Here is a 25,093-nt window from a genome sequence, read left to right as displayed (position 1 = left end):
AGGTGCATAAAGCGGTGCAGCTATTCTGTTAACATTAGGAAAGGGGGCTAGCAGTTCTTTTAAAGGGTGTTTTTTTGAGATTTTGATATTAAAACGCTAAGGTTGTTATCTTTAGCAGACAGATTTGTAATAAAAAGATATGTGGGTAACTAATTATTTAAGACGGAAATTATTGGGAATAATGGGGGCAATGGCCTACCTATTTATAACTTCCTGCTCGGAAAGTGCCTCCCATAAAACATTGTTTTTTGCACATTCATTGCCCATTTCCCATCCGGTGCATAAGGGGATAGTAGCAATGCAAGAGACACTTATGGAGAAATCAGGTGGTAAGCTGCAGATTAAAATTTTTCCAGATGGCCAATTGGGGTCAGAACGGGAGATGTTAGAATTGTTGCAGATAGGAAGTCTTGCCATGACCAAGGTGAGCGCTGCTTCCATGTCCAGTTTTGCACCAGAATACAAGGTGTTGGGAATCCCCTACCTGTTTCGAGATACCGAGCATATGTTTAAGGTATTGGAGGGGGAAGTGGGTAAGAAAATCTTGGAAAGCGGTAGCGATCACCTGCTTCGAGGACTCTGTTTTTACGATGCTGGGGCTAGAAGCTTTTACACCTTGGACGGATTTATAAAAACCCCGGACGACTTAAAAGGGAAGAAAATTAGGGTAATGAACGATCAAATGGCCGTTAATATGGTGAATGATCTTGGTGGATCTGCTACCCCCATGGCCTATGGAGAGCTTTATACAGCCCTGCAGCAGCGAGTGGTAGATGGGGCCGAGAACAATGTCCCCTCCTTTGTAACCTCTAACCACTATGAAATTTGTAAATACTACACCATAGACGAACATACCATGGTGCCAGACGTGGTAGTGGTAGGGACCAAATTTTGGGAGACGCTGAATGATGTAGAAAAGGAATGGTTGCAGGAAGCTGCAAATGAGAGTGTTGCTAAACAAAAGGTGTACTGGCAAGAGACCGTCCAAGAAAACATGAAGGTCCTTAAGGAGGCCAAGGTACAAATTTACAATCCGGATAAAAGCCCCTTTATAGCCAAAACCAAACCCATCATGGAAGAGTTGATGAAAGACCCAAACATGAAAAAAATAATCGACCAAATTAAAGACCATTAATGCAGACCATTTATTCTACCTTAAACAAGATCATTGAAGGAATGTTAGTACTTATATTTAGCCTATTGGTGCTAGATGTGGTTTGGCAGGTTGCTTCAAGATATATCATTGGACAATCTAGTTCCTTTACCGAAGAATTTGCCCGTTTTTCCCTTATCTGGTTAACCGTATTGGGGGCCGCCTATATCAACGGACAACCAGAAGGACACCTGTCCATGGACTTCTTACTGGGGAAACTTCCCCCTAAAAGACAGTATAAAAGACATCGGGTTATCCAACTAATTATGGCTGTTTTTGCACTGCTAGTGATGGTGATCGGCGGTGGAAATTTGGTGTATATCACCCTTAAACTAGGGCAGGTTTCACCGGCCTTGTTGCTTCCCTTAGGGTATGTATATGCCATTGTGCCCCTTTGCGGACTCGTAATAATATTCTTTTCCATTTATCATATCAAAATCACTTTTAATCCCAGTCACCATGAGCATTGAAACCATTAGTATTCTTGTATTGTTCGTAAGTTTTCTAGGGTTGTTGGCTTATGGGGTGCCAGTGGCCTACTCCATAGGGATAGCTACAACCATTACCCTCTTGATAAAAATTGCCTATCTGCCAGCTACCACAACGGTAAGTCAAAGAATGACTATCGGGATTGATAACTTTGCGCTTTTAGCGATACCATTTTTTATATTGGCCGGGGAAATAATGAATAGGGGAGGAATTGCCAATAGATTGATTGAATTTGCCAAATCGCTTATTGGAAGTTTGCCGGGAGGTTTGGCCTATGTAAATATTATTTCGGCCATGTTATTTGGGGCTATATCGGGGTCGGCTATTGCAGCAGCCTCCGCTATAGGAAGTACACTAACAGATAAAATGGCAAAAGACGGTTACCCAAGGGAGTTCAGTGCAGCGGTAAATATTAGTTCTTCCACCACAGGACTATTAATTCCCCCTAGTAACGTATTAATTATTTTCGCTTTGGCCAGTGGGGGTACGGCATCCGTGGCGGCCCTCTTTATTGCAGGCTATATTCCGGGAATATTGGTAGGGTTGGTTATTATGGCCGTAGTATACGTATATGCCTTAAGGAAAGGATTGCCAAAGGGGAAACGGGTAAGTTTTAAAAAATTGTTCCGCGATTTTAAGAATGCTATTCTAAGTCTAACCTTATTGGTAATTGTAGTGGGTGGTATTGTAGCCGGAATCTTTACGGCCACAGAAGCGGCTGCCATCGCGGTGGTGTACGCTATTTTACTCGGATTTATAAACCGAGAGCTGAAATTCTCCGATTTTAAACCTATCCTCCTTCGCAGTGCCAAAACAACGGCTATTGTAATGTTCCTCATTGCAGCTTCCATGGCCATGTCCTGGTTGTTTTCCTTCGAATCTATTCCTCAGTTATTCACGGGATTCTTGTTAGAGTCGGTAAAAAACCCCCTTATGGTCTTGTTGTTTATCAATTTAACCCTATTGGTGGTGGGTACCTTTATGGATATGACCCCGGCGGTACTTATTTTCACCCCTATTTTCTTGCCAGTGGTAATGGCCTTGGGAATGCACCCCGTGCAATTTGGAATGGTAATTGTTCTTAATCTATGCATTGGAGTTTGTACACCCCCGGTGGGGACACTGTTGTTTGTTGGTAGTGGAGTGGCTAAGGTTCCAGTTACTAAGGTGATAAAGCCATTATTGCCACTATTGGGGGCCATGATTTTCGTTTTGTTGCTCTTAACCTATTTCCCTGAGCTATCCCTATGGTTGCCACGTGCCTTTGGTTTAATAGAATAATAGGGGCCTTTCACAGTAGTGGTACGTGAATTATTGATCGGGTTTCAACTAGGTAGATAAGAATTACTCGTGTTTAGGTTGTCAAAGATGAAATGAAGCCCATTTTTAGATTTTTATTCCAAATGTGTTTCTAGGTCTATGCAACGTTCTTACCATTAGAGTAGGAATAATTTTATTGTTTAGTTGGATAGTCAACTTGTCGGGTACGTGCCAAAAAGTGGAAAATTGATAGTTTGTCGGGCTATTTATCCCTTTTTGTCAGTCGAAATCAAACGCTTTTAGGGTATTTCACTAATTTTCTTGTAATTGTAGGATTTATTCAGCCCCCTTATAGTGGGAGCTGGGCCATGCATATAGACACTGACTATGAGAATGTAATCTCTACAGATAAACTCTATAGTGAAAATTGGGGTTTCGCACTGTTTTTGAGTCTTTAGAGCTGTAAATTAAGTATTAACTAAAAATTTTACATGAGAGTATTAGTAATTGGAGCGGGTAACATGGGACTAACCTATGCGGAGTCTATGTCAAAGTCAAAACTGTTAAAAAAGAAAAATTTAATGATTTTCGACAATTCCCCGGAAAAAACCACCTCCTTAAAAAAGATTTCACATTTTGAGGTTTACGACGATTTGGATAGCTGTCTTCCTAAGGCAGATTTAATCTTTATTGCGGTAAAGCCTTACCATTGCGAAGATCTTTTTAAGAAATTAAAAAACGGAATTAGTGAAGATCAAATTATAATATCCATTATGGCGGGTGTTACAATAAACACCATGCAGGAAGCTTTGGGAATCGATAAAATAGTAAGAGCTATGCCAAATTTACCGGCACAGATCGGAAAGGGGGTAACCTCCTATACAGCTTCCAAACAGGTTTCCAGAATAGAACTCTTAACCATTGAAAGCTTGTTAGACACTACAGGTAGATCTATTTTTGTAAGCTCAGAAAAGTTTATTGATGCCTCTACCGGTATTTCCGGAAGCGGACCGGCCTATGTTTTTTACTTTATGCAAAGTATGATGGAGGCAGCCTTAAAAATGGGCTTTTCCCCAAATGACAGTAAGGTGTTGGTGAGCAAAACTTTTGAAGGTGCCGTAGATCTCTTTAACCAGTCGGACCTTTCTCCCAATTCGTGGATGGAAAGGGTAGCCTCTAAAGGGGGTACTACAAGGGCTGCATTAGACAGCATGGAAGACAATAATGTGAAGGAACTTATTAAAGAAGCAGCTTATTCTGCATTTAATAGGGCTGTAGAACTAGGTAAAGAGCAATAGGATATGTATAAAGAAAGAGTAGTTATAAAAGTAGGTACCAATGTTATTACCAATAAGGACAATAGGATTGTAAAGCCTGTTCTAGATCATTTGGTGCAACAAATCGCAGAACTGTACGAACGCAATATTATGACCGTATTGGTGTCTTCCGGCTCCGTTATAGCGGGGATGGAAGTAATGGGGGAGAGCCATATAGATGATAAGGTGACCCGGCGTCAGGTATTCTCCGCTATTGGTCAACCCAGAATGATGCGCCATTACTACAATCTTTTCCAGGATTATGGAATGAAATGTGCCCAAGTTTTGGCCACAAAACGAGATTTTAATCCTGGGAACCATCGGGATAATATGGTAAATTGCTATGAAGGATTAATGTCCGAGGGTGTAATACCCATCGCTAATGAGGATGATGCAGTTTCGCTTACGAAATCTATGTTCTCCGATAACGATGAACTGGCCAGTCTGGTTGCCGAACTCATTAATGCAGATAAGTTGATTATCCTTACCGATACCAACGGACTCTACACTGGGCACCCGGATGAAAAGGGAACCGAGGTGATTAAAAACGTTAGCGTAGATCAAAACGTGGAAAAATACGTGCAGACCATAGAAAAAGGTGAAGCGGAAGGAAGAGGAGGCATGGGTTCCAAATTGAATATCGCCAAACAGACTGCTTCCAAAAATATTCCGACCTTTATAGCCAATGGAAAGCATAAAAGAGTGATCTTGGATATTGTAGAAGGAAAAAGTGTGGGAACCAAGTTTACCGCATAAGTACGGTTAGAAATTATTTTAAATAGTAAAGAAGAAGATGAAATTATTAAATACAGATATAAAAAATAAAGTATTACAGTCCATGATGCAGCTCCTGGATCGTAATAGAAATAAAATTATTGAAGCTAATAAAAAAGACCTGAATCTTTTTGATGCATCCGATAGGGCAATGTACGACCGACTGATCGTAGATGAAAAAAAAGTGGATGGTATGATCGGTGCCATAGAGGAAATCCTGAGTCAGGACGATCCTGTGGGGAAAATAAAATCGGAGCGAAATCTGGAAAATGGACTTAAGATCCAAAATAAAACAGCACCCTTCGGTACCATTTTAATCATATATGAATCCAGGCCAGATGTAACTATAGAAGCTGCCGTATTGGCATTTAAAGCCAATAATAAAATATTGTTGAAAGGTGGAAAGGAAGCTATAAATAGTAATTTGGCATTGGAAGCTTGTTGGCATGAGGCCCTAGAAGAAAATGGTTTATCTAAGGACTGGATTAAATTGCTTCATATGAATAGGCAGGAAACCCAAGAGTTCCTTAGGAACCCTTCCGAAAAATTGGATTTGATTGTTCCCCGTGGAGGTGAGCGTTTAATCGATTTTGTTAAGGAGCACGCAAAATGTGCGGTCCTAGTAAGTGGTAGAGGGAACAACTTTCTATATGTAGACGAATCGGCAGATTGGGCACAAAGCTTACAAGTAATCCTAAACGCAAAAACCGATAAGATTTCGGCCTGTAATGCTTTAGATAAAATTCTGATCAATGCTAGCATCCAAGACTATCCTAATAAATTAAAGGAGCTAAATGAGGTGCTTACTTCGCAGGGAGTTGATGTTTTGGTAGATCAATCTGCAGCAGAAATCCTAAAGGATAATAAACTGGTTAATGAGGAATCCGTCTGGTACGAGGAGTTTTTAGCGATGAAGTGCGTGGTTGCTCCAGTAGAAGGGCTGGAGGATGCCATAGATCGCATCAATAAATACTCCGGTGGCCATTCGGCAACCATTATGACCGAAGATAAGGAGGTAGCTGGCGCGTTTATGGATCAAGTAGATAGCGCCGCAGTATATCATAACGCCTCCACTAGGTTTACCGATGGGGGACAAATGGGTGTAGGTGCAGAATTGGCAATTAGTACCGATAAATTACACCATAGGGGGCCGTTGGGCTTAGAGCAATTGGTGACCAATAAGTACTATGTTTATGGCGATGGACAGATAAGAGAGTAATTACTGGGTAGTTCTCATTGCCTCTAGATAATAACGGCAGTTTTACAAACGGATAAGTGTTTGTAGACTGCCGTTTTTATTTTGTTGCTATACCAAACAAAATGGAAAGGTGGTGTTTGCGCACTCGCATTATGAACCGTTTAAATTGCCTTGAACCCTTTTAGAATTTGGTATATAAATTTAGAAACGTTGCGGATTTAAAAATTGGGGAGGATTTAAGATTGGTTGTTTTACGTCTGCCTTAATATATAGTACCTTCGTTCAACATTTCTCGAGATTATTATATTTTAATTGGATTAGGTTAATGAAGAAGATTTTTGTTTTTACAATTACAGGACTATTAGTCGGCTTTGCTGCTATTGGGCAAGAGTTTAACCAGGGCACACAACTCCTTAACGTAGGGTTTGGACTTGGAGGACATTATAACACCTTAGGGTCCCCAAACCAAAAGGCCTCCATCAATGCTAGTTACGAATATGGAATGTGGGAGCTTCCAGGTCCCGGTGTGGTGAGCGTTGGAGGTTATTTAGGACATAAGTCCTATAAATACGATAACGGTGATAAATGGAATTATACGCTATTGGGCGCTAGGGGTGCCTATCATTATGGCGGCTTGGAAATAGATAATCTAGACCTCTACGGCGGCGCCATGCTTTCCTATAATATTTTGTCTTATGACAATACTTTTGTAGCCGCGGGTACCTATGACAATGAATGGGCCCTAAGTGCATTTGTTGGTGGTAGGTGGTACCTTACGGATAATTTTGGAGCCTATGCCGAGTTGGGATTGGGGGTGGCCAATTTTAGTTTAGGAGCTACCTTAAGGTTATAAAAGCAGTGTGGGTGTAATAAACCTTTAGATAGGCACAAGGGGTTTGCCATATATTCTCTAATTACGCCCTATCTTTGTAGGGTGGTGAGACATGGGTTTAATACTGACTAGGAACCGTAATTATTGCTTTTTAACCCTCATGGACAACCCCATATTTTAAATTAGGAGCGTACAATGGAAAGGAATGAACTATACCCTATTTTTTTAAAAGTATCCCAGCTTAATATCCTCATTGTTGGAGGTGGAAATGTAGGCTTGGAGAAATTGAGCTTTATGTTAAAATCCAGTCCCCAAGCAAAGGTAGAAATGCTTGCGCCTCATTTTTTGGACGAAACCTTGGCCCTTGCTAGTAAACATAGTGTGAAAATAACCAAAGACTCTTATAATAGTAGGTACTTAGAGGGACGCCAATTAGTTATTGCCGCAACCAATAATACCGAGGTAAATCAGCAGGTATATCACGATTGTAGGGAGCGTCACACGCTAGTAAACGTGGCCGATAATCCGCCATATTGTGATTTCTATATGGGAAGTATCGTTACCAAGGGCAACGTTAAAGTAGCCATCTCTACCAATGGAAAATCTCCTACCACCGCCAAACGCCTACGCCAGTTTTTTGAAGAGGTAATTCCGGATAATATAGATGATTTGGTAAAAAATCTCAACGAATTCCGTAAAACCATCAAAGGTGATTTTGAGGAAAAAGTAGAAACACTGAACGAATTCACCAAAGGACTTATCAATAAGAAGGAATAAACAAAGGATTTCATTACTCCAATTTGCGATACCGTTTTCGAAAAACAATTTCCTCCTGAGGGTGGACTGTAATCTACTAGTGATGAGTTTGTTGCGCTTTATCTTGTAAAGGCAATTCCAGTAGCATCCCTCCCAGCGTTTTACTCCCTTTTCCGCAAAACCAATTCATTCTGATTGTTTTTAATATATTTGAGAGAGGCTCAAAGGGCCGTTTCAAATAGGGAGGTATGTCCCTCAAACAAACTGATATATGTATTATTTGGGATTGGATATAGGAAGTTCTTCCATTAAAGTTGCTTTAGTTGGAATTGCCAATGGCAGATTGGTAGGCGTGGTACAGGAGCCAGCATCTGAAATGGAAATGATTGCCCTAAAAAATGGATGGGCAGAACAGGACCCAAGGGATTGGTGGCGGTATGTCTGTAAGGGAATAAAGAATATCAAAGAGAAATATAAGGTTTCCCAAAATCAAATTAAGGGGATAGGGATTGCCTATCAAATGCATGGCTTAGTCTTATTGGATAAAGAGGGGAATCCGGTTCGCAACGCCATTATTTGGTGTGATAGCCGGGCAGTGGAAATCGGTAGAAACGCCTATGCCTCCATAGGAGAGGAGAAGTGTAAGAAACACCTACTTAACTCTCCAGCAAATTTTACCGCCTCAAAACTAAAATGGGTAAAGGAGAACGAAGCAGAAACATACCAAAAGGCCCATAAACTTATGTTGCCAGGAGACTATATTGCTTATTGCTTCTCTAGCGTGATGAATACTACTATCTCGGGTCTTTCCGAGGGAATTCTATGGGATTTTAAGGAAGATTCGGTGGCTCATTTAGTACTGGATCACTACGGAATTTCTAACTCCCTAATCCCAGACATCGTAGATACCTTTGGGCTTCAATCTAAAGTAGATGCGCAGGGCGCCAAGGAAAGCGGATTGGCACAGGGTACACCAATCTTATATAGGGCAGGGGACCAGCCTAACAATGCCCTGTCATTAAACGTATTTAAGCCTGGGGAAGTGGCAGCAACTGGTGGAACCTCAGGAGTGGTATATGCTGTTACCGATACGCTTTCGGGAAAGGAAAGTACACGGGTGAATAATTTTGCGCATGTTAATTATACCAAGAAAAACCCACATATTGGTAAACTGTTGAATATTAATGGCGCAGGTATTCAGTATCGGTGGTTGTTAAAAAATTTGGAGGTCGACTCCTATGACGAGATGAATGCCTTGGCTAAAGAAATTCCCGTAGGCTCTGATGGCGTTTGTTTAATTCCTTTTGGAAATGGGGCAGAAAGAATGCTGAATAATAGGGATATAGGTGCTCGTTTATTAAATGTAAACCTAAACAATCACCACAAAGGACATTTATGTAGAGCTGCTTTGGAGGGGATTGCATTTTCCTTTGCGTACGGGATGGAAATATTAAAACAGGATGGAATTGATATTGAAAGCATGCGCGCCGGAAACGATAACCTATTTAGATCGGAAATATTCTCCAATACCCTCGCCTGCTTGGTTAATCAGGAAATCGAGATTTATGATACCACAGGGGCTATAGGCGCGGCGCGTGCTGCAGGTATATATGAAGGCGGATTTGAGAAGTTTAGTACCTATATCACCCATAATGACCACCTTCATACTTTTAAACCATGTGAGGATAACGGTAAATACCTCAAGGCCTATGAGGCTTGGAAAAAGGAACTAGAATTAATTATGAACAGCAATAAATAAGAAAATGGCACTACTAGGAAACAAGGAATATTTTAAGGGTATTGGAGAGATTAAATTTGAAGGCAGGGAGTCAGACAATCCCTTGGCTTTTAAATATTATAACCCAGAACAAGTGGTTGCTGGGAAAACCATGCGAGAACACTTTAAGTTTGCCATTGCTTATTGGCACACCTTCTGCGGACAAGGGAGCGACCCATTTGGACCGGGTACACAACGTTTTGAGTGGGATCAGGCTTCAGACCCCATACAGGCTGCTAAGGACAAAGCCGATGCCGCATTTGAGTTTATTAGCAAAATGGGGTTCGATTATTTCTGTTTTCACGATTTTGACCTGATTCAAGAAGGAAACACCTTTGCAGAGTCAGAAAAACGATTAAATATTATTACCGAATATATAAAGGAAAAGAAAGCCGCTTCGGGTATTAAGTTATTGTGGGGAACGGCCAATTGCTTTTCTCATCCTAGGTATATGAACGGGGCTGCCACCAATCCAGACTTTAGAGTGGTGGCTAGGGCAGGCGGACAGATAAAATTAGCCTTGGATGCCACCATCGCCCTAGATGGGGAAAATTACGTTTTTTGGGGAGGAAGGGAAGGATATATGTCCCTGTTAAATACGGATATGGGGAGGGAATTGGATCATATGGCCCAGTTTTTAACGATGGCTAGGGATTATGCCCGTTCCCAAGGATTTAAAGGCAGCTTTTTTATTGAGCCCAAACCCATGGAACCCACCAAACACCAATACGATTTTGATGCGGCAACTGCCATCGGATTTTTAAGGGAGTATGGTCTAGAGAAAGATTTTAAAATTAATGTGGAAGTAAATCACGCTACCCTAGCCCAACATACCTTTCAGCACGAGTTGGCAGTTGCTGCCAAAGCGGGCATGTTGGGAAGTATAGATGCCAATAGGGGGGATTATCAAAATGGATGGGACACGGATCAATTTCCCAATAATATCCAAGAAACCACCGAGGCCATGTTGGTATTCCTAAAAGCTGGAGGACTACAGGGTGGAGGTGTAAATTTTGATGCTAAGATTAGAAGAAATTCCACGGATCTGGATGATGTTTTTCACGCTCACATAGGAGGAGCAGACACCTTTGCACGGGCCTTATTAACAGCCGATAAAATTTTGTCCTCCTCCGCTTATGAAAAAATGCGCCAAGAACGATATAGCTCCTTTGACGCAGGAAAAGGAAGGGAATTTGAAAATGGAAAACTCACCCTAGCGGATTTGTATGAATTGGCAAAGGAGAACGGCGAATTGCCCTTGATCAGTGGAAAACAAGAGCTGTATGAAAATATCATCAATCAGTATATTTAGGGTTTTGGTCTAGGGTACAAGAGATGTTCTAGGGTTTATTGAAAATTAAACCAGTTCTTGCTTCATCTCCCCGTCTATTGCATTGAATACACCTCTTTAGAATAGAGTGGAAAAATAACTAGGAAGAAATGGGATCTAAATACGTAAAGGTTTGACAATCGAACGGGAGTTAAGAAATTGGGTAATATAGTTTAAAGCTCCTCCCTTTGGTTAAAGGGAGGTGGCTTCGTGATAGCGAAGACGGAGGGATTGGTGGTGCAGACTGTTACGGATGATCCAATATTTTTTTAAGTTCAAACATTGGCGAGTCTAATCTCCCCGTCCAACGCGTTGGACACCCCTCTTTTAAAAAGAGGGGAGCTTTTAAAGTGATTAACCATGAAGAAGATTGTTATCCATAATAGAAAAGAGTTAATAAAATCTAGAAAGGATTTAAGAATGAACTTAACGCCTGCGGAAGCATTTTTATGGAAGTATCTAAGGGCAAAAAAACTTGATGGAAAGAATTTTGTAAAGCAGCATAGTATTGGAAATTATATTGTGGATTTTTATTTGGCATCGGATAAATTGATAATAGAGCTTGACGGAGAAGTACATCAGAATTCTACAGCATGGGAATACGATGAAAGACGAACTGCTTACTTAAGTGGATTAGGTTTCACAGTCATTCGATCCGAGAATAAGATGGTTTTTGATAACTTAGAATCGGTATTAAAAGAAATTAGAATGAATTTTAAGGAAAAAGCAATCAATAAATAAAAGCACCTTCCCCCTAGAAAAGGGAGGTGGCTTCGCTTTAGTGAAGACGGAGGGATTTGTGACTGAAACTTTAATTTATAGTAATTACCTCCATTACTGTTAACTTTTATTAGGGCTATCTTGTAGTCCATGAAAAAAATGACCTTAAAAAAGATAGCCCAAGCTTTTAATGTTTCCGTATCAACCGTATCCAAAGCAATTAATGATAGCCATGAAATTAGCGCGGAACTAAAGAGTAAGATTCAGCAGTTTGCCAAAGAAAATAACTATCGGCCCAATAAATTGGCTTTAAACCTACGTCAGAAGAAGACAAAAACCATAGGTGTGGTAGTGCCTAATATCCTCAATTACTTTTTTACCCAGGTTTTTTCTGGAATCGAAAAAGTAGCCAATGATAGGGGGTATAATCTGTTGAGTTGTATTAGTGACGAGTCTTATGAAAAGGAGGTGAAAACACTCGGGTTTTTAGGGGGTGGTACGGTAGATGGTATCATCATCTCCATGGCAGAGGAAACGCAGTTTAACAATAAGTTAGACCATATTCACAATTTGTTAGAGCAGCAAATTCCCATGGTAATGTTCGATAGGGTCTCCCATGAAATTGAATGTGATAAGGTGGTGGTAGATGATTATGAAGCAGGATTTAGAACCACCAAGTATTTCCTAGATACGGGCTGTGCCAGCATTGCCGTAGTAACCGCTATCGATCAATCTAGCGTAGGGAAACTGCGGGTCTCGGGTTATAAAAAGGCACTGGAGGAGGCTAGCATCCCCTATAATGATCAGTTGGTAGTACGCCTCTCTAAAAATACCGATCTAGAATTGATGATGTCCCTTTTGTTAAGTCACCAAAAAATAGACGGAATCATGGCGTTAGACGAAATTACCGCGGTAGAAGTTTTAAGAATTGTAAAGAGTAGGGGGTATAAAGTTCCGCAGGATATTTCTATAATTGGTTTTACCAATGGGAAATTATCGCAGTATGTAACCCCGTCCTTAACCGCTGTTAGCCAACATGGAACATTCCTCGGCGAAACAGCGGCAAATATCTTGATAGAACGGATGGAAGAAAATACCACAAAGGAATTCGCTACACAAACTATTAAAACAAGTTTGGTAGTGCGGGACTCTACCCAAAAAATATAATCTACTATGGAGCTATTAGCTGTTGGTTAAGGGGGTTAGCTTTTGCTTAATTACCTCTTGCATAAAATCTATCTCCTGTAGGGCTTTATTGGTAAAATGGAACAAACTTAGGCAACGGTCTAGGTTCTGATTTTCATAAGATACCTTGTAATATATGTTGTTGTTCAGGTAATCTGTCAGTGCCCTAAGACCATGGATAAAGGGCATAAAAACAGCTCCCCATGCCAAAGTATCTAGTTCCTCCTTTTGTAAAAAGGGACCGTTGGCCTCTAGCCCATCTATAAACGCCTCAAATAAGTCGCGCTTAAAGGTGATTTTACTATGGTCTTGCTCATCTTCAATGGCCGTATTGGCAACGGTTCTTATGGCATCCCCAAAATCGTAGTAAAAATATCCTTTCATCAAAGTATCCAAATCGATGAGGCATAAGGCCTTCTGACTTTCCTTGGAGAAGAGAATATTATTCAATTTTGTATCGTTATGACAGATACGTAGGGGGAGCTTGGAGTTGTTAATCACTTTTAATTTTTCCAAGGTGGCTTTGGCAAATTCGATGGAAGCTTTGGAAACCTCCAACTTTTCTGCCTCAGCAGATTTTATGGCATCATTAAACTGCTGCTCCCTTAAAGCAAGATCGTGGAATTGTGGAATGGTATCCACATAGTCGTCCAAAGAGGCCTTCGCCAAAAGTTGATGAAATTTTCCAACCACCCTTCCAGCCTCATGGGCTATATGGATGTTGGTAGCATTATCATAGGCAACGGTATTGTTGATATAGGTCATCAACCTCCAATACCCCTTTTCCTCCTCTTCAAAATAGGGAGCATCCTCCTGGGTTCTTAATAACGCAATAGGGGTATAATCCTGATCTATAAGGTGATTAAAGGCATTGGAAATATTTCCCATTAGCCCCTTAATATCCTTAAAGACATTGCGGTTTACTCGCTGTAAAATATACAACGGCCCGCTCTGGTCCAGTACCAGATAGGTGTCATTGATATACCCCTGGGTTATTTCTTGGAACTGATAGGTCTTTTGATCTATCTTAAAATTGCCCAATACCTTATTGAGCATGCCGGTTTTTTCTTCAATCATCAATGGGTAATTCTATAGGGTATCCCACACTGGAGATGGATATTCGTTATTGTCCGTCATTTTCTGTAATTCTGTAACCGCAGTCTCTTTATCACTGGCATAGGTTACTCCAAACCACTGACTGTCCGAAGCAAGGACATCTACATCTATCAGCTCCTGATCTATCATTTCCTTAATGGCAAATGGAAGGTATATTTCGCCCTTCGCAATGTTGTCGTTATTATTGATGAAATCTGTTAAATAACCTGTGATAAAGGGGAATATGGAAGGCTGACATACCCAGAAGTTCATGCTCACCAATTCCTCACCGTTAAATTCGGTTCCAGTATCCAAATCTTTAATAACATCTCCGTTTTTCTCAATCTGGATGTGTTCATGGATAGAGGTTAATTTGTTGTTTTCAGATTTACACACGCCCCTAGATACGGAACCGTGCTCGGACAACGTATTTTTTAGCGTATAAGCAACCAATCCGTAGGTAGACTCATTATTATTGGATCTTATAAAATCGGAAGCACTTTTATAGGCGTTTTTCCCGTAATAATCATCGGCATTTATAATGGCGAATGGGCCGTCAATCACATTTCTTGCGGTCCAAACGGCATGTGCCGTACCCCAAGGTTTTACACGGTCACCGGTATAGGTTACTCCCTCTGGTAAATCGTCTATTTCCTGTGCAAGTACATCTAGCTTTATGTTCTTTGGTAACCTTTGGGAAAGATGCTCCTTAAGATCTTCTACATTCTCTTTTTTTGTAATGGCAACAACATGCTCAAAACCATTTTTTATGGCGTCGTATAGACTGAACTCCATTAAGAATTCATCCTTAGGACCCAAGGTATCAAATTGCTTAAGTTTTCCATATCGGCTGCCACTTCCCGCGGCCATCAAAAGTAATGTCATAATTTGCTGTTTTTAGGATTGCAAAAATATGGATTATAAAATTAATGACGGAGTAGATTTATGTATTTAAGAAAAATGGGGTAAAAATCCATTTTTATAACGATTGGGGCTAATATATTCCTTAAAGTATAAGGGAAACTCCTTTCTTATTGATGGGTTGGGCGGTGCATTACCTGATAAGCGTCATGTTTTAAGTGGGGAGGCGCACTTAACTTTGCCTAATCATTCACAACAATAACTTTATGAACCCTTTAATTCAAAAATATAATATTCCTGGACCCCGTTATACTAGTTATCCAACTGTTCCGTATTGGGATATGGAAACCTTTTCTGGTGCACAATGGAAATCTACCCTAGTAGATAGTTTTGTTGCGAGCAATACTTCCGAAGGAATTAGTCTTTATATCCACCTTCCATTTTGTGAAAGCCTATGTACATTTTGTGGATGTCACAAACGAATTACAAAACGCCATGAAGTAGAAAACCCATATATCAGCAATGTATTAAGGGAATGGGAGCTTTACTGTGATTTACTACCCGAGAAACCTATTATTAAAGAACTCCATCTAGGAGGGGGAACCCCCACCTTTTTTTCACCTGATAATTTAACCCAATTGATTAATGGGCTTTTTAAGACGGCTAAAAAAGCAGAAGTGTACGAATTCAGTTTTGAGGGGCACCCTAATAACACTACAAAGGAACATTTGCAAGCTCTTTACGATGTAGGATTTAGGCGCGTGAGCTATGGGGTGCAAGACTATAATATGAAGGTGCAGCTAGCCATTCATCGTATTCAGCCATTTATAAATGTGAAAAATGTTACGGATTGGGCTAGGGAAATTGGATATACCTCAATAAGTCACGATATCATCTTTGGCTTGCCTTTTCAGACAGTGGCCCACGTAGAAGAAACTATTATGTGTACCAAGGAATTAATGCCAGACCGATTGGCATTTTATAGCTATGCCCATGTGCCTTGGATAAAAGGGAACGGACAAAGGGGATTCCAGGATGCAGATTTACCCACCCCAGAGGAAAAACGGAGACAATATGAAAAAGGAAAGGCCCTATTGGCAGAAGTAGGTTATACCGAAATAGGAATGGATCACTTCGCTTTACCTAGCGATAACTTATACAAGGCTATGGAAAATGGAGACCTTCACAGAAACTTTATGGGATACACGGCCTCAAAAACCCAAGTAATGATTGGCTTGGGAGTGTCTAGTATTAGTGATAGTTGGGGGAGTTTTGCTCAAAATGTAAAGAGTTTGGAAGAATACGAACACCTTGTGCACAACAATATCATCCCTATTTTTAAGGGACATATTTTAACAGAGGAAGACAAGGTAATTCGCCAACACATCCTAAATTTAATGTGTAGGCTAAAGACTCCTACGGATACCCCGGATATGGTGTTCCCAGAGCTGGCAGAGGTACGGGAAAGATTGAATGAAATGGAGAGGGACGGACTTTTAAAAATAGAGAGTGACGGGATGTTGGTGACGGAGAAAGGCCGACCCTTTGTCAGGAATATTTGCATGGCCTTTGATCTTTTGTTGCATAGGAAAGCTCCCCAGACCAGACTGTTTTCCATGACTATTTAGAGCTGTCTAAGAAAACAACAACTATAATATTAATTATCAACCTTTAAATAATGCCTTATGAAAACCATTATTGTACCTGTCGATTTTTCAGAACCTTCCGAAATAGCCCTTAAAACGGCAGCTTCCATTGCTAAAAAATTTGACTCGGAGATTATTGTATTACACATGTTGGAATTGTCCGATTCTTGGATGACCACTAATGAAGATGTGCTGCAACAACAGGCCGTATTCTTAATAAAACTCGCAGAGTCGCGCTTTAGGGAGTTTTTAGACAAGCCTTATTTAAAAGGAATAAAGGTTACGCCCATTGTTAAACGCTATAAGGTTTACAGTGAGGTAAAACTCATTTCCGAAAAACACAATGCAGATTTAATTGTGATGGGGTCTCATGGAACAGAGGGATTTAAAGGATTGTTTGTGGGTTCTAATGCGGAAAAAATGGTGAGGAACGCCCAAATTCCCGTTCTGGTGATCAAGGATGAGATTGTAGATTTTGAGGTAAAAAGGTTTGTCTTCGCCTGCGATTTTGAACTGGAGAATCTTCCCGCTTTCCATAAGGCAAAGGCTATTGCAGATAAACTTGCTGCAGAGTTGATTTTGGTAAATGTAAATACTCCCGGAGATAATTTTCTGAGTACCAAGGATGCCTTTAAAAAAATCAATAACTTTCTCCACGAGGCCAAAGTCAGCCTAGAAGTGGAAATATTTAATGATTATACGGTAGAACGCGGCATATTAGCCTTTGGTGAAAGTAGGAATGCAGATATTATAGGATTGCCAACACATGGAAGAAAAGGTATTAACCGATTTTTTATGGGGAGTATCGGGGAGGATGTAGCCAATCATGCGAAAACCCCTGTCATGACTTTTAAACTGTAAAGGGATTACCACTTCCCTATGATCTTTAGAGTGAACTCCACATTAACTTTATCGAAAGCATTGGGAGATATTTAGAGATGTGTAACGGTTAAGGGAATTAGAGGAGCACAATTTTGATACTTGGAGCTGGTGCAGTTACCAGTGCTAGGCGGTGCCAAAATACTACCTGTCAAAAAACTAAAATTCCCTTAGTCGTTTAACGCTATTTATCTGTCTAATTAGCTATTCCCATCCCTGTCCCATACGCCCATACATTATTTTATGATTCACTCCTAAGCTTGTGAATCCCTTTAATGTGTAACAAAATCTCCATTTCTGCTACCTATACCAAAAAAAATAAAGGTGGCACCCGTATCTTTTATCTTTCAAATTGTAAATTGGGATTCTAAAATACAAGGGTATAGGCGCCACTCTTGATAACTGTAAAACCTTAAATCTAAAAGCGAATGAATGCACATGAAATAGATTATCACATTTACGGGGAAGAAATGCAATATGTAGAAATTGAACTAGATCCCCAAGAAGCTGTTGTTGCCGAGGCTGGTAGCTTCATGATGATGGACAGCGAAATTAAAATGGACACTATATTTGGGGACGGTTCCAATCAGGATAGTGGTGTTTTAGGGAAATTATTCTCTGCTGGGAAACGCTTACTTACCGGAGAGAGCTTGTTTATGACGGTATTTCTAAATATTGGTCAGGGTAAAAAACAAGTTAGTTTTGCTTCGCCCTACCCAGGAAAAATCATTCCGATAGACCTTACCGCGTTTGGAGGGAAGTTTATTTGCCAAAAAGATGCTTTTTTATGTGCCGCCAAAGGGGTTTCTGTGGGTATCGAATTCTCAAAGAAACTTGGACGTGGACTCTTTGGAGGAGAGGGGTTTATTATGCAAAAATTGGAAGGAGACGGCATGGCTTTTGTCCACGCTGGGGGTACCACGGCTAAGAAAACACTTGCGGTGGGAGAAACCTTAAAGGTAGATACTGGTTGTATCATCGGTTTTACTCAGGACGTAGATTACGATATAGAATTTGTGGGGGGCATTAGAAATACCGTTTTCGGCGGGGAGGGACTTTTTTACGCAACTCTCAAAGGGCCTGGAACTGTCTATATTCAATCCTTACCCTTTAGTAGGCTTGCAGGTCGTGTACTGGCATCCGTGCCCGGAAAAGGGAAGCAGAAGGGCGAAGGTAGTATTCTTGGGGGATTAGGAGATATTTTGGATGGGGATAATAGATTTTAAGCCTATGATTTCTATCTGGGAGGTTTAAAGGCTTTTATACCCTAACATTTTATAGCTTTGTAAAGGACACCATTAAATAACGAGTTTGAAAAACGAAAAGGTAAGAAACATACAAACGGAAGTGCTTTCCGATAACTGGTATACGCTAACGAAGGTTGACTTTGAGTATAAGAAAGCGAACGGTACTTGGGAAAAACAAATACGGGAAGCGTACGATAGGGGAAATGGCGCCGCCATCTTATTGTACAATAAGAAAAAGGGGACGGTAATTCTAACCAAACAGTTTAGAATGCCCACCTATTTAAATGGCAATAAGGATGGGATGATGATTGAAGTGTGCGCAGGCGTATTGGATGGTGACTCCCCAGAAGTGTGTATAAAAAAAGAAGCGGAGGAAGAGACTGGGTATCGATTAGAGCAGGTAGAAAAGGTCTTTGAATCCTATATGTCCCCAGGCTCAGTAACAGAAATCCTTCATTACTTCATAGGAGCCTATGACGAACATATGAAAGTAGGTGAGGGCGGAGGGGCCAAAAATGAGACCGAGAATATTGAGGTGATGGAGGTGTCCTTTAAAGAGGCCCTAAAGATGGTAGCAACTGGAGAAATTAAAGATGCTAAAACCATTTTGTTGCTTCAATATGCACAGATTAATTCCTTATGTGATTCTTAAACATAAGGGCGAATGATGATGTATGTCTAAAACAAATGAAATTGCTTTTGGAGGTGGATGTCATTGGTGTACAGAGGCTGTTTTTCAGACTTTAAAAGGGGTAGTAAATGTAAAAATGGGGTTTGTGTCGTCCGAGGGAGCGGCCAGTTCATTTTCCGAAGCGGTTGTGGTGGAGTATAACCAGGATCACATTGGATTGTTTCATTTGATTTTGATTCATCTACATACCCATCATTCCACTTCTTCCCATAGCATGCGTACCAAATATAGGTCTGCCATTTATACCTTTAATGAGGTAGATACAATAAGGTCTAAAGAATACTTACAGCAATTACAAGCTTCTTTTAACGGGCAACTGATTACCCAGGTGCTCCCATTTGTAGCTTTTAGAAGTGCTGATCCCCAGTTTTATAACTATTATCTAACGGATACACAAAAGCCTTTTTGTAAACGTTATATCGCGCCGAAAATAGCGCTATTGCTAAAGCAATTCCCTCAGTTTGTTGATGCCAATAGCTTAGCCACTTAGTAAGAGTCTCTTAGATGCTCAAAGATACGTTGCATGGTCTTTCTTACTTCACTGCCACTTTTTACAAAGTGGTTGTTCATGAAACTAAAAACCAAAATTTTCCCAGAATTGGTAATCAAATATCCGCTTAGGCTATAATTATTACCCAAAGACCCAGATTTAGCATAAATATAAGGAGTAGGGTTCCCGGGAAATCTATTTTTTAGGGTGCCCGAAACTCCGCCTACTGGGAAAAGATTAAGTATTCGTTCTTTAGGATACTCCTCTACCATCTTGGAAAGAACGGCTACCATGGATTCTGGAGAGAATAAATTGTATCGGGAGAGCCCGGATCCATCTACCCAACGGGGCTTCTGCTTTAAATCTGACAAATAGTTTTCCAAAACGTAGTTTCTAGCTTTAGCACTGTTAAGGGTATCGGAAAGGGTGGAAGAAACCAGGATCAGTAATTGTTCGGCTAGGAAGTTATCGCTTTCTAGCATCATTCGTTTGTATAGGGAGTCCGACGGTATGCTATATAAGGTCTGTTTTTCAGCTTCAGGCATCTTTGAAACTATTTTTATTTTCTTCCTCAAAACGGACTCTAATAGTTGCTTCGTTAGGGTGGTATCTACCTTGAAGGGGACGGTTAGGGTGTCTTTTCTGCTGGGGTTGAAATAGAATGTATTATTATCCTCTTCCCTATTTCTGATATAGGAGATGGGGACTACGTGCTCTTTAAAATAATGAGGAACTACGCGTAGGCTATCCACCAGGTGAATGTTCACTACATTTCCGTATAGGGGAAACCCGCTGCGCTCAGGACTATAATAAGTATCATAATCTTCCCACGCCCAACCTGGACCGTACCTATCTTCTTTAAAATTGTTGAGGTAGAGTGCAACATTATTATATTTCGAGGCCAACTTTATAGCGGTGGAGTCCTTAAAATAGGGATGTAGTAAGGTGGGGTCTCCCGTGCCCTCCAAAAACAGGGTGTCCTTATTAACCGCATAGTTTAAGGATGGGATTTTCGGAGGTAAGGTTTTAAGGGAAGTATATAAGGTGAAGATCTTAGTATTACTTGCTGGAGTAAAGTATTTATTGCTGTTATGGCTATAGATCGTATCACTTTTTATAGGGTCGTAAATTAAAATTCCCTGAAAGTAATCCCGATTGCTGTAGGAGCTCACTTCATTATTTAGCGTGGTGGTAAGCTTGTTGTTTTTCAGTGACTTACAGCTGGTAAATAGAAAGACCGATAGGAGAAATGCCAACGTCCAAAAATGCGTTTTTGGGAGGCAAAACGGGATCAAAAAATGCAAGTTCATCCTTTTTAACATCAATTTGACTATAATTTAACGATTTGTGAGTAATATTATATACCTTATGTGGGTTATATTAGACCTATCAACCAAAAACAAAATTTAAATATGGCAAATGCTATGTTGGAATACACCAAAACAGTACTGCAAAAGGTTAGTTTTGACACTAGATTATTCAGTAAAGAATTGAAGAAAGCAGTAACAAGATTACAACCAAATGAATTGGAAGAACTAAAACACTGGTTACAGCGTTATATTTTTGACAAACCAGAATTGCAGCAAAGTTTAATTTATTTAAAGACATAATTCAAGACCCCCTTTATAGGGGGGTTTTTTATGTTTCTGTGAGGGGCTTTATAAATTATCCCAAAGCTATTTGGGCAGGGAACCGTCATTTTTATTTATAATTTTATTATTCTTGAAATGGGCTTTGATTATTTTACTGCATACTTCTCATTGACTCGATGACCTTCATTAAGAAAGAAGTTTAGTGCTACTAATTGTTCAGGCTTCTCCATTACCTCTCTAATCTAATTTATAATCCATAACAACTACAAAAGTAGATTACAGCTATTTACTAAGGGGGCTAATGATCTTTACATCCTGAAAGGCGATGGCCCCACGCACCACACTGGAAATAACATCGTATAGTGCATTGGTAATCTGTACCTTTAGTTCGCTTTTGTGATAGATAAGGCTCACTTCCCTGGCAGGGGATGGATTTTGAAACGTTTTTAAGTTTTGTTTTTTGCTTTCATCCAATTCCAAGGTATTTAAATACGGCAAGAGGGTCATGCCTAAGCCTTCATTGGAGAGGTTAATAAGGGTTTCAAAACTGCCACTTTGTAGTTGAAAATGGTCATCCTTGAAATTTTTAGGGGTATTGCACAAATTTAAAACGTTGTCCCTAAAACAATGACCGTCCCGTAATAATAAGATATCCTTGATGTCTAGATCTTCTGGAACTAGCTGGGTGGCAGCGCCTAATCTATGAGACGATGGTACATAGCCAACAAAGGGTTCATAATATAGGGGACGCTCCTTTATATATTCTATTTCTAAAGGGGTGGCAGCAATAGCAGCGTCCAAATGGCCGTCCTGCAAATTTCTAATTAGGTTTTCCGTACTTTTCTCCTTGATGATCAAGTTGACTTTCGGGTACTTATTAATAAAAATCTTTAAAAACATGGGAAGAAGGGTAGGCATCACCGTAGGGATGATTCCCAAGGTAAACTCACCTCCAATAAACCCCTTTTCTTGATCTACGATATCCTGAATTCGATTGGCTTCGTTAACAATGTTTTTTGCTTGGGCTACTATTTTTTGGCCTACCTCTGTAATAGCGATTGGCTTTTTACTTCTATCAAAGATTAATATGTCCAATTCCTCCTCTAGTTTTTGCACCTGCATACTTAAGGTAGGCTGGGTCACGAAACTTTTTTCTGCTGCAAGAGTAAAATTCTGATGCTCTGCTACGGCAAGGACATATTGTAATTGTGTAATGGTCATACGGTATTATTTAAAACAATAAAATTATGAAAACTATCAACAATACCTATTATGTTTTTGCTTTAGTTGCGGGCCACACAGTATGGGGTTTGTTTTGAAGGACCACTCAGTTGGGTTAGGGTGCATCAATCAAATTCAATGTTTTCGGCTACAATCTTCCTGTCATTTATAAAATCGTACAAGGTTAGTTTTCTCAGGGTGTAATAATCTATCCAGAAATCTTCCAAGGAGTTTAGATAATCATATTCGGCCTTGTCTTTTTCTTGTTGGGCCAGATTTAGATCGGTGATGGTGATTTTACCTAAAATGTATCTTTCCTTAGTAATTTGATACCGTTTTGTAGCTATTTCTCTCGCCTTCTCTGAAGTTGCCAGGAAATCTCGTTTACTAGACCAGTTTAATATGTGGAGGTAGATTTCTTGCTCAAAAGCTTGTTTTTCTTGCTCTATATTGGTTTCTACCAAGCCAAGATCTGCCTTGCCCATTTTTCGTTTAGATTTGGATACCCCCCAATCAAAAATAGGTATTCCCAAGGAAACGGAAACGTTCTGTTGTTTGTCAAAATCGTGAAACAGCTCCTCATACTCCTCAGACCTTTTGTTTAATCCAAAATTGGCGTTTACGTTTATCTCCAACCTATTACTCCCTTTAATTCTTGCCAGGTTTTGCTCTGCTTCCAATCTTCTTCTTCTAAATTCAATTACAGACTTCCTATTGTTGGAAGCTTCATCCAGGGCGGTTTCTATATTCACCTCAAAATCTACCAAACTTTCTGGAATTTCCAATTCAATTTCCTCTGTTTCCAACTCTAAATAACGGGCAAGGTTTTGGGAAGTTCTCTTTAGTAGGATGGTATTAGTAGTTACTTCGTTTTTGGAGTTGAGGTGTCCTAATTCCATTTGTAACAATTCATTCTCCGCAATCTTTCCAATTTCGAACCTGCCTTTAGCTATTTGCAATAGGGTATCCTGGGTAAATAGGTTTTTTTGGGAGTTTTCCAATCGCATTTGTGCCTTCAATAAATCAAAATAACGACGACAACTGCTTACAGCTATATCCTCCATTCGCTCAATAAAGCCGCGTTTGGATTCTTCATAACGCAAAGGTTCTATCATACGGGCCCATTTATAGGGATTGTAGAACAGGGAGTTTTGATAATAGTTAATAGAAATAGGAATTAAGGAGTAGTTGCTAGTCTTATTGGTGCCAAAACGATCTATTCGCTGCATTTGGGAACTCAAGGATAGGGAGCCTCCAGTAAACGGTACTGCCTGTGTAATGGCAAGCCTTCCATCTATCCTAGATTGATTTTGGTTTACAAATATATCTTGGCCCTCGTCATTGGTTATTCTTCTAATGGAATTGGAATACTCGGGTAGGGTGGCTATTAGTCGGAACTGCGGTAAATACTCTGCCACAAAGGTCCGATACCTCCAATAGCTGGCTTGCGACTGGTTAAGGACCGCCTTGTATTCCGGGGAATTCTTTTTAGCCATGTCTATGGCTTCCGAGAGTTGCAATTTTTTTGTCTGTCCTACGACCATCAAATTGGAGCAAAGGAATAATAGAACAATACTTTTCTTCATAATATTAAATGGTTTGATGGGTGGGAAAAAATGGTTTCATTCGTTTTAAGGAGTCTCATTCCCGTCTTATAGCTTCGATGGGATTTTTGTTTGCGGCCGATTTGGCAGGTAGTACCCCAAAAATGAGTCCTATAAACGTGGCCACCAAAAAGGACAATACAATAGAATTTAAGGATAGTATGGTTTCTATTCCCGTGGCCAATTGTAAAGCATACGAAGAGACGATACCCAGTAGGATACCTATTATTCCCCCGCCCAAACTGATCAATACAGATTCTGAGAGGAATTGTAGAATCACGTCTTGTTTTGTGGCACCTATGGCCGTCATAATTCCTATTTCTTTGGTGCGCTCCAAGACCGAGGCCAGCATAATATTCATAATTCCAATTCCGCCTATTAGAAGGGAGATTCCTGCAATTACACTGAGCACAATATTGAAGATTTGTTTAGTCTTCTGCTGTTGTTTTAATAAGTGTATTGGAATACTAATTTCAAAGTCGAGCACCTCATTATGTCGCTTCTTAAGAAGTTTACTGAGCACCTCTGCAGTAGATTTTAATTCGTTAGAATTATTTACCTGAACCGTTAGCTTGTCCAATTGATGGTAATTGCCCCTCGGAATTCTCTTTTTGGGACCACTGTCACCTCCGCTCATAATAATCATTCCCCCACCACTAAAATCTGGTTGCTGGTCTGTAAGTATCTTTCGATCCTGGTAGCGTACCAGGAAAGTTTTAATAGGGATGTAGATATCCTGATTGAGATCTCTGATGCCTAAGTTTTCCTGTGCTTTTTCGGAGATTAGTTTCTCTTCAATAATACCGATTACCTTAAGCCAAACATCCTTCACCTTAATTTGTTTGCCAAGTGCACTCTCTCCAGGGAATAATTTCTTCTCTACTTTTTCTCCAATAATACAGACAGCTGCTGCATTTAAAGCCGCATTATTCACCAAGAGTTTTTTCTTCAAGGAATTTGAGGATAAATTTTGCATT

General features: G+C 40.1%; 24 protein-coding genes. 18 read left to right on the top strand and 6 right to left on the bottom strand.

Features of this window, described 5'->3' with window-relative positions; all coding sequences use genetic code 11:
• Positions 1 to 139 precede the first annotated feature (139 nt).
• The 12 genes from F1E73_RS10595 (at position 140) to F1E73_RS10540 (ending at position 12,772) form a co-directional block, all read left to right on the top strand.
• Positions 140 to 1,135, top strand: coding sequence for a TRAP transporter substrate-binding protein (locus F1E73_RS10595; protein ID WP_086475568.1), 996 nt, complete (start codon positions 140 to 142; stop codon positions 1,133 to 1,135).
• Complete coding sequence (locus F1E73_RS10590) at positions 1,135 to 1,623, top strand: TRAP transporter small permease (RefSeq protein ID WP_086475567.1); 489 nt, start codon at positions 1,135 to 1,137, stop codon at positions 1,621 to 1,623. Before F1E73_RS10595 ends, F1E73_RS10590 begins: the two co-directional genes overlap by 1 nt.
• Complete coding sequence (locus tag F1E73_RS10585; protein ID WP_191089006.1) at positions 1,613 to 2,923, top strand: TRAP transporter large permease; 1,311 nt, start codon at positions 1,613 to 1,615, stop codon at positions 2,921 to 2,923. The genes F1E73_RS10590 and F1E73_RS10585 overlap by 11 nt, the downstream gene beginning before the upstream one ends.
• Positions 2,924 to 3,393: 470 nt before the next feature.
• The gene (gene proC, locus F1E73_RS10580) at positions 3,394 to 4,200 is read left to right on the top strand and encodes a pyrroline-5-carboxylate reductase (RefSeq protein ID WP_086475566.1); all 807 of its coding nucleotides are present in this window, start codon (positions 3,394 to 3,396) and stop codon (positions 4,198 to 4,200) included.
• Between the two features lie 3 nt (positions 4,201 to 4,203).
• Entirely contained in the window at positions 4,204 to 4,974 is a 771-nt protein-coding gene (proB, locus tag F1E73_RS10575; RefSeq protein WP_086475565.1) for a glutamate 5-kinase, read from the top strand.
• A gap of 37 nt (positions 4,975 to 5,011) precedes the next feature.
• The gene (locus tag F1E73_RS10570; protein WP_150451881.1) at positions 5,012 to 6,211 is read left to right on the top strand and encodes a glutamate-5-semialdehyde dehydrogenase; all 1,200 of its coding nucleotides are present in this window, start codon (positions 5,012 to 5,014) and stop codon (positions 6,209 to 6,211) included.
• Between the two features lie 304 nt (positions 6,212 to 6,515).
• Positions 6,516 to 7,043 (top strand): hypothetical protein, encoded by a 528-nt coding sequence (locus F1E73_RS10565; RefSeq protein WP_150451880.1) that lies wholly within the window; start codon positions 6,516 to 6,518, stop codon positions 7,041 to 7,043.
• A 174-nt stretch (positions 7,044 to 7,217) separates the two neighbouring features.
• Positions 7,218 to 7,799, top strand: a complete 582-nt coding sequence (locus tag F1E73_RS10560; RefSeq protein ID WP_150451879.1) for a precorrin-2 dehydrogenase/sirohydrochlorin ferrochelatase family protein — start codon at positions 7,218 to 7,220, stop codon at positions 7,797 to 7,799.
• A 250-nt stretch (positions 7,800 to 8,049) separates the two neighbouring features.
• A complete protein-coding gene (locus F1E73_RS10555; RefSeq protein ID WP_086475561.1) occupies positions 8,050 to 9,537 on the top strand; it encodes a xylulokinase in 1,488 nt (495 codons plus the stop codon).
• 4 nt (positions 9,538 to 9,541) lie between these two features.
• On the top strand, positions 9,542 to 10,867 hold the full coding sequence (gene xylA / locus F1E73_RS10550) for a xylose isomerase (RefSeq protein ID WP_086475560.1): 1,326 nt from the start codon (positions 9,542 to 9,544) through the stop codon (positions 10,865 to 10,867).
• 378 nt (positions 10,868 to 11,245) lie between these two features.
• Positions 11,246 to 11,626 carry an endonuclease domain-containing protein gene (locus F1E73_RS10545; RefSeq protein ID WP_150451878.1) on the top strand — a complete coding sequence of 127 codons (381 nt, stop codon included), beginning with the start codon at positions 11,246 to 11,248 and terminating at the stop codon, positions 11,624 to 11,626.
• 138 nt (positions 11,627 to 11,764) lie between these two features.
• On the top strand, positions 11,765 to 12,772 hold the full coding sequence (locus F1E73_RS10540; RefSeq protein ID WP_223883412.1) for a LacI family DNA-binding transcriptional regulator: 1,008 nt from the start codon (positions 11,765 to 11,767) through the stop codon (positions 12,770 to 12,772).
• A 15-nt stretch (positions 12,773 to 12,787) separates the two neighbouring features.
• Here the strand turns inward: F1E73_RS10540 and F1E73_RS10535 are convergent, their stop codons facing one another.
• On the bottom strand, positions 12,788 to 13,867 hold the full coding sequence (locus F1E73_RS10535) for a phosphotransferase enzyme family protein (protein WP_223883411.1): 1,080 nt from the start codon (positions 13,865 to 13,867) through the stop codon (positions 12,788 to 12,790).
• A gap of 12 nt (positions 13,868 to 13,879) precedes the next feature.
• The gene (locus F1E73_RS10530; protein ID WP_223883410.1) at positions 13,880 to 14,770 is read right to left on the bottom strand and encodes a nucleotidyltransferase family protein; all 891 of its coding nucleotides are present in this window, start codon (positions 14,768 to 14,770) and stop codon (positions 13,880 to 13,882) included.
• A 242-nt stretch (positions 14,771 to 15,012) separates the two neighbouring features.
• Between F1E73_RS10530 and hemN the strand changes: the two genes are divergently transcribed.
• The 5 genes from hemN to F1E73_RS10505 all read left to right on the top strand — a co-directional run bounded on the left by hemN (position 15,013) and on the right by F1E73_RS10505 (position 19,699).
• Positions 15,013 to 16,374 carry an oxygen-independent coproporphyrinogen III oxidase gene (gene hemN, locus F1E73_RS10525; protein ID WP_086475557.1) on the top strand — a complete coding sequence of 454 codons (1,362 nt, stop codon included), beginning with the start codon at positions 15,013 to 15,015 and terminating at the stop codon, positions 16,372 to 16,374.
• A gap of 57 nt (positions 16,375 to 16,431) precedes the next feature.
• The gene (locus F1E73_RS10520) at positions 16,432 to 17,253 is read left to right on the top strand and encodes a universal stress protein (protein WP_086475556.1); all 822 of its coding nucleotides are present in this window, start codon (positions 16,432 to 16,434) and stop codon (positions 17,251 to 17,253) included.
• Positions 17,254 to 17,699: 446 nt separating this feature from the next.
• A complete protein-coding gene (locus F1E73_RS10515; RefSeq protein ID WP_086475555.1) occupies positions 17,700 to 18,497 on the top strand; it encodes a TIGR00266 family protein in 798 nt (265 codons plus the stop codon).
• 85 nt (positions 18,498 to 18,582) lie between these two features.
• Positions 18,583 to 19,170, top strand: a complete 588-nt coding sequence (gene nudK, locus F1E73_RS10510) for a GDP-mannose pyrophosphatase NudK (RefSeq protein ID WP_086475554.1) — start codon at positions 18,583 to 18,585, stop codon at positions 19,168 to 19,170.
• Between the two features lie 22 nt (positions 19,171 to 19,192).
• Entirely contained in the window at positions 19,193 to 19,699 is a 507-nt protein-coding gene (locus F1E73_RS10505) for a peptide-methionine (S)-S-oxide reductase (protein ID WP_150451876.1), read from the top strand.
• On the opposite strand, the gene F1E73_RS10500 is transcribed toward F1E73_RS10505, so the two are convergent.
• On the bottom strand, positions 19,696 to 21,009 hold the full coding sequence (locus F1E73_RS10500) for a D-alanyl-D-alanine carboxypeptidase/D-alanyl-D-alanine-endopeptidase (protein ID WP_150451875.1): 1,314 nt from the start codon (positions 21,007 to 21,009) through the stop codon (positions 19,696 to 19,698). The two genes, F1E73_RS10505 and F1E73_RS10500, sit on opposite strands and share 4 nt — an antisense overlap.
• Before the next feature lie 102 nt (positions 21,010 to 21,111).
• Here F1E73_RS10500 and F1E73_RS10495 point away from each other — a divergent pair, with 102 nt between their 5' ends.
• Positions 21,112 to 21,309, top strand: coding sequence for a hypothetical protein (locus F1E73_RS10495; RefSeq protein WP_086475580.1), 198 nt, complete (start codon positions 21,112 to 21,114; stop codon positions 21,307 to 21,309).
• A 264-nt stretch (positions 21,310 to 21,573) separates the two neighbouring features.
• On the opposite strand, the gene F1E73_RS10490 is transcribed toward F1E73_RS10495, so the two are convergent.
• From F1E73_RS10490 to F1E73_RS10480, 3 genes are all read right to left on the bottom strand, one after another.
• The gene (locus F1E73_RS10490; RefSeq protein ID WP_150451874.1) at positions 21,574 to 22,512 is read right to left on the bottom strand and encodes a LysR substrate-binding domain-containing protein; all 939 of its coding nucleotides are present in this window, start codon (positions 22,510 to 22,512) and stop codon (positions 21,574 to 21,576) included.
• Between the two features lie 125 nt (positions 22,513 to 22,637).
• Positions 22,638 to 24,098: a TolC family protein gene (locus F1E73_RS10485; RefSeq protein WP_150451873.1), complete on the bottom strand. Its 1,461-nt coding sequence runs from the start codon at positions 24,096 to 24,098 to the stop codon at positions 22,638 to 22,640.
• Positions 24,099 to 24,153: 55 nt separating this feature from the next.
• The coding region (locus tag F1E73_RS10480) for an ABC transporter permease (RefSeq protein WP_150451872.1) at positions 24,154 to 25,093 on the bottom strand (940 nt) is incomplete at its 5' end.

This window comes from Arenibacter lacus, from assembly GCF_008711145.1.
GTDB lineage: Bacteria > Bacteroidota > Bacteroidia > Flavobacteriales > Flavobacteriaceae > Arenibacter > Arenibacter amylolyticus.
This window is presented reverse-complemented; position numbering and strand designations above follow the sequence as displayed.

Excerpts from the sequence above, each read along its gene's own strand:
- F1E73_RS10595 (WP_086475568.1), top strand. The coding sequence starts at position 140 with ATGTGGGTAACTAATTATTTAAGACGGAAATTATTGGGAATAATGGGG.
- F1E73_RS10590 (WP_086475567.1), top strand. The coding sequence starts at position 1,135 with ATGCAGACCATTTATTCTACCTTAAACAAGATCATTGAAGGAATGTTA.
- F1E73_RS10585 (WP_191089006.1), top strand. The coding sequence starts at position 1,613 with ATGAGCATTGAAACCATTAGTATTCTTGTATTGTTCGTAAGTTTTCTA.
- proC (WP_086475566.1), top strand. The coding sequence starts at position 3,394 with ATGAGAGTATTAGTAATTGGAGCGGGTAACATGGGACTAACCTATGCG.
- proB (WP_086475565.1), top strand. The coding sequence starts at position 4,204 with ATGTATAAAGAAAGAGTAGTTATAAAAGTAGGTACCAATGTTATTACC.
- F1E73_RS10570 (WP_150451881.1), top strand. The coding sequence starts at position 5,012 with ATGAAATTATTAAATACAGATATAAAAAATAAAGTATTACAGTCCATG.
- F1E73_RS10565 (WP_150451880.1), top strand. The coding sequence starts at position 6,516 with ATGAAGAAGATTTTTGTTTTTACAATTACAGGACTATTAGTCGGCTTT.
- F1E73_RS10560 (WP_150451879.1), top strand. The coding sequence starts at position 7,218 with ATGGAAAGGAATGAACTATACCCTATTTTTTTAAAAGTATCCCAGCTT.
- F1E73_RS10555 (WP_086475561.1), top strand. The coding sequence starts at position 8,050 with ATGTATTATTTGGGATTGGATATAGGAAGTTCTTCCATTAAAGTTGCT.
- xylA (WP_086475560.1), top strand. The coding sequence starts at position 9,542 with ATGGCACTACTAGGAAACAAGGAATATTTTAAGGGTATTGGAGAGATT.
- F1E73_RS10545 (WP_150451878.1), top strand. The coding sequence starts at position 11,246 with ATGAAGAAGATTGTTATCCATAATAGAAAAGAGTTAATAAAATCTAGA.
- F1E73_RS10540 (WP_223883412.1), top strand. The coding sequence starts at position 11,765 with ATGACCTTAAAAAAGATAGCCCAAGCTTTTAATGTTTCCGTATCAACC.
- F1E73_RS10535 (WP_223883411.1), bottom strand. The coding sequence starts at position 13,867 with ATGATTGAAGAAAAAACCGGCATGCTCAATAAGGTATTGGGCAATTTT.
- F1E73_RS10530 (WP_223883410.1), bottom strand. The coding sequence starts at position 14,770 with ATGACATTACTTTTGATGGCCGCGGGAAGTGGCAGCCGATATGGAAAA.
- hemN (WP_086475557.1), top strand. The coding sequence starts at position 15,013 with ATGAACCCTTTAATTCAAAAATATAATATTCCTGGACCCCGTTATACT.
- F1E73_RS10520 (WP_086475556.1), top strand. The coding sequence starts at position 16,432 with ATGAAAACCATTATTGTACCTGTCGATTTTTCAGAACCTTCCGAAATA.
- F1E73_RS10515 (WP_086475555.1), top strand. The coding sequence starts at position 17,700 with ATGAATGCACATGAAATAGATTATCACATTTACGGGGAAGAAATGCAA.
- F1E73_RS10505 (WP_150451876.1), top strand. The coding sequence starts at position 19,193 with ATGTCTAAAACAAATGAAATTGCTTTTGGAGGTGGATGTCATTGGTGT.
- F1E73_RS10500 (WP_150451875.1), bottom strand. The coding sequence starts at position 21,009 with ATGAACTTGCATTTTTTGATCCCGTTTTGCCTCCCAAAAACGCATTTT.
- F1E73_RS10495 (WP_086475580.1), top strand. The coding sequence starts at position 21,112 with ATGGCAAATGCTATGTTGGAATACACCAAAACAGTACTGCAAAAGGTT.
- F1E73_RS10490 (WP_150451874.1), bottom strand. The coding sequence starts at position 22,512 with ATGACCATTACACAATTACAATATGTCCTTGCCGTAGCAGAGCATCAG.
- F1E73_RS10485 (WP_150451873.1), bottom strand. The coding sequence starts at position 24,098 with ATGAAGAAAAGTATTGTTCTATTATTCCTTTGCTCCAATTTGATGGTC.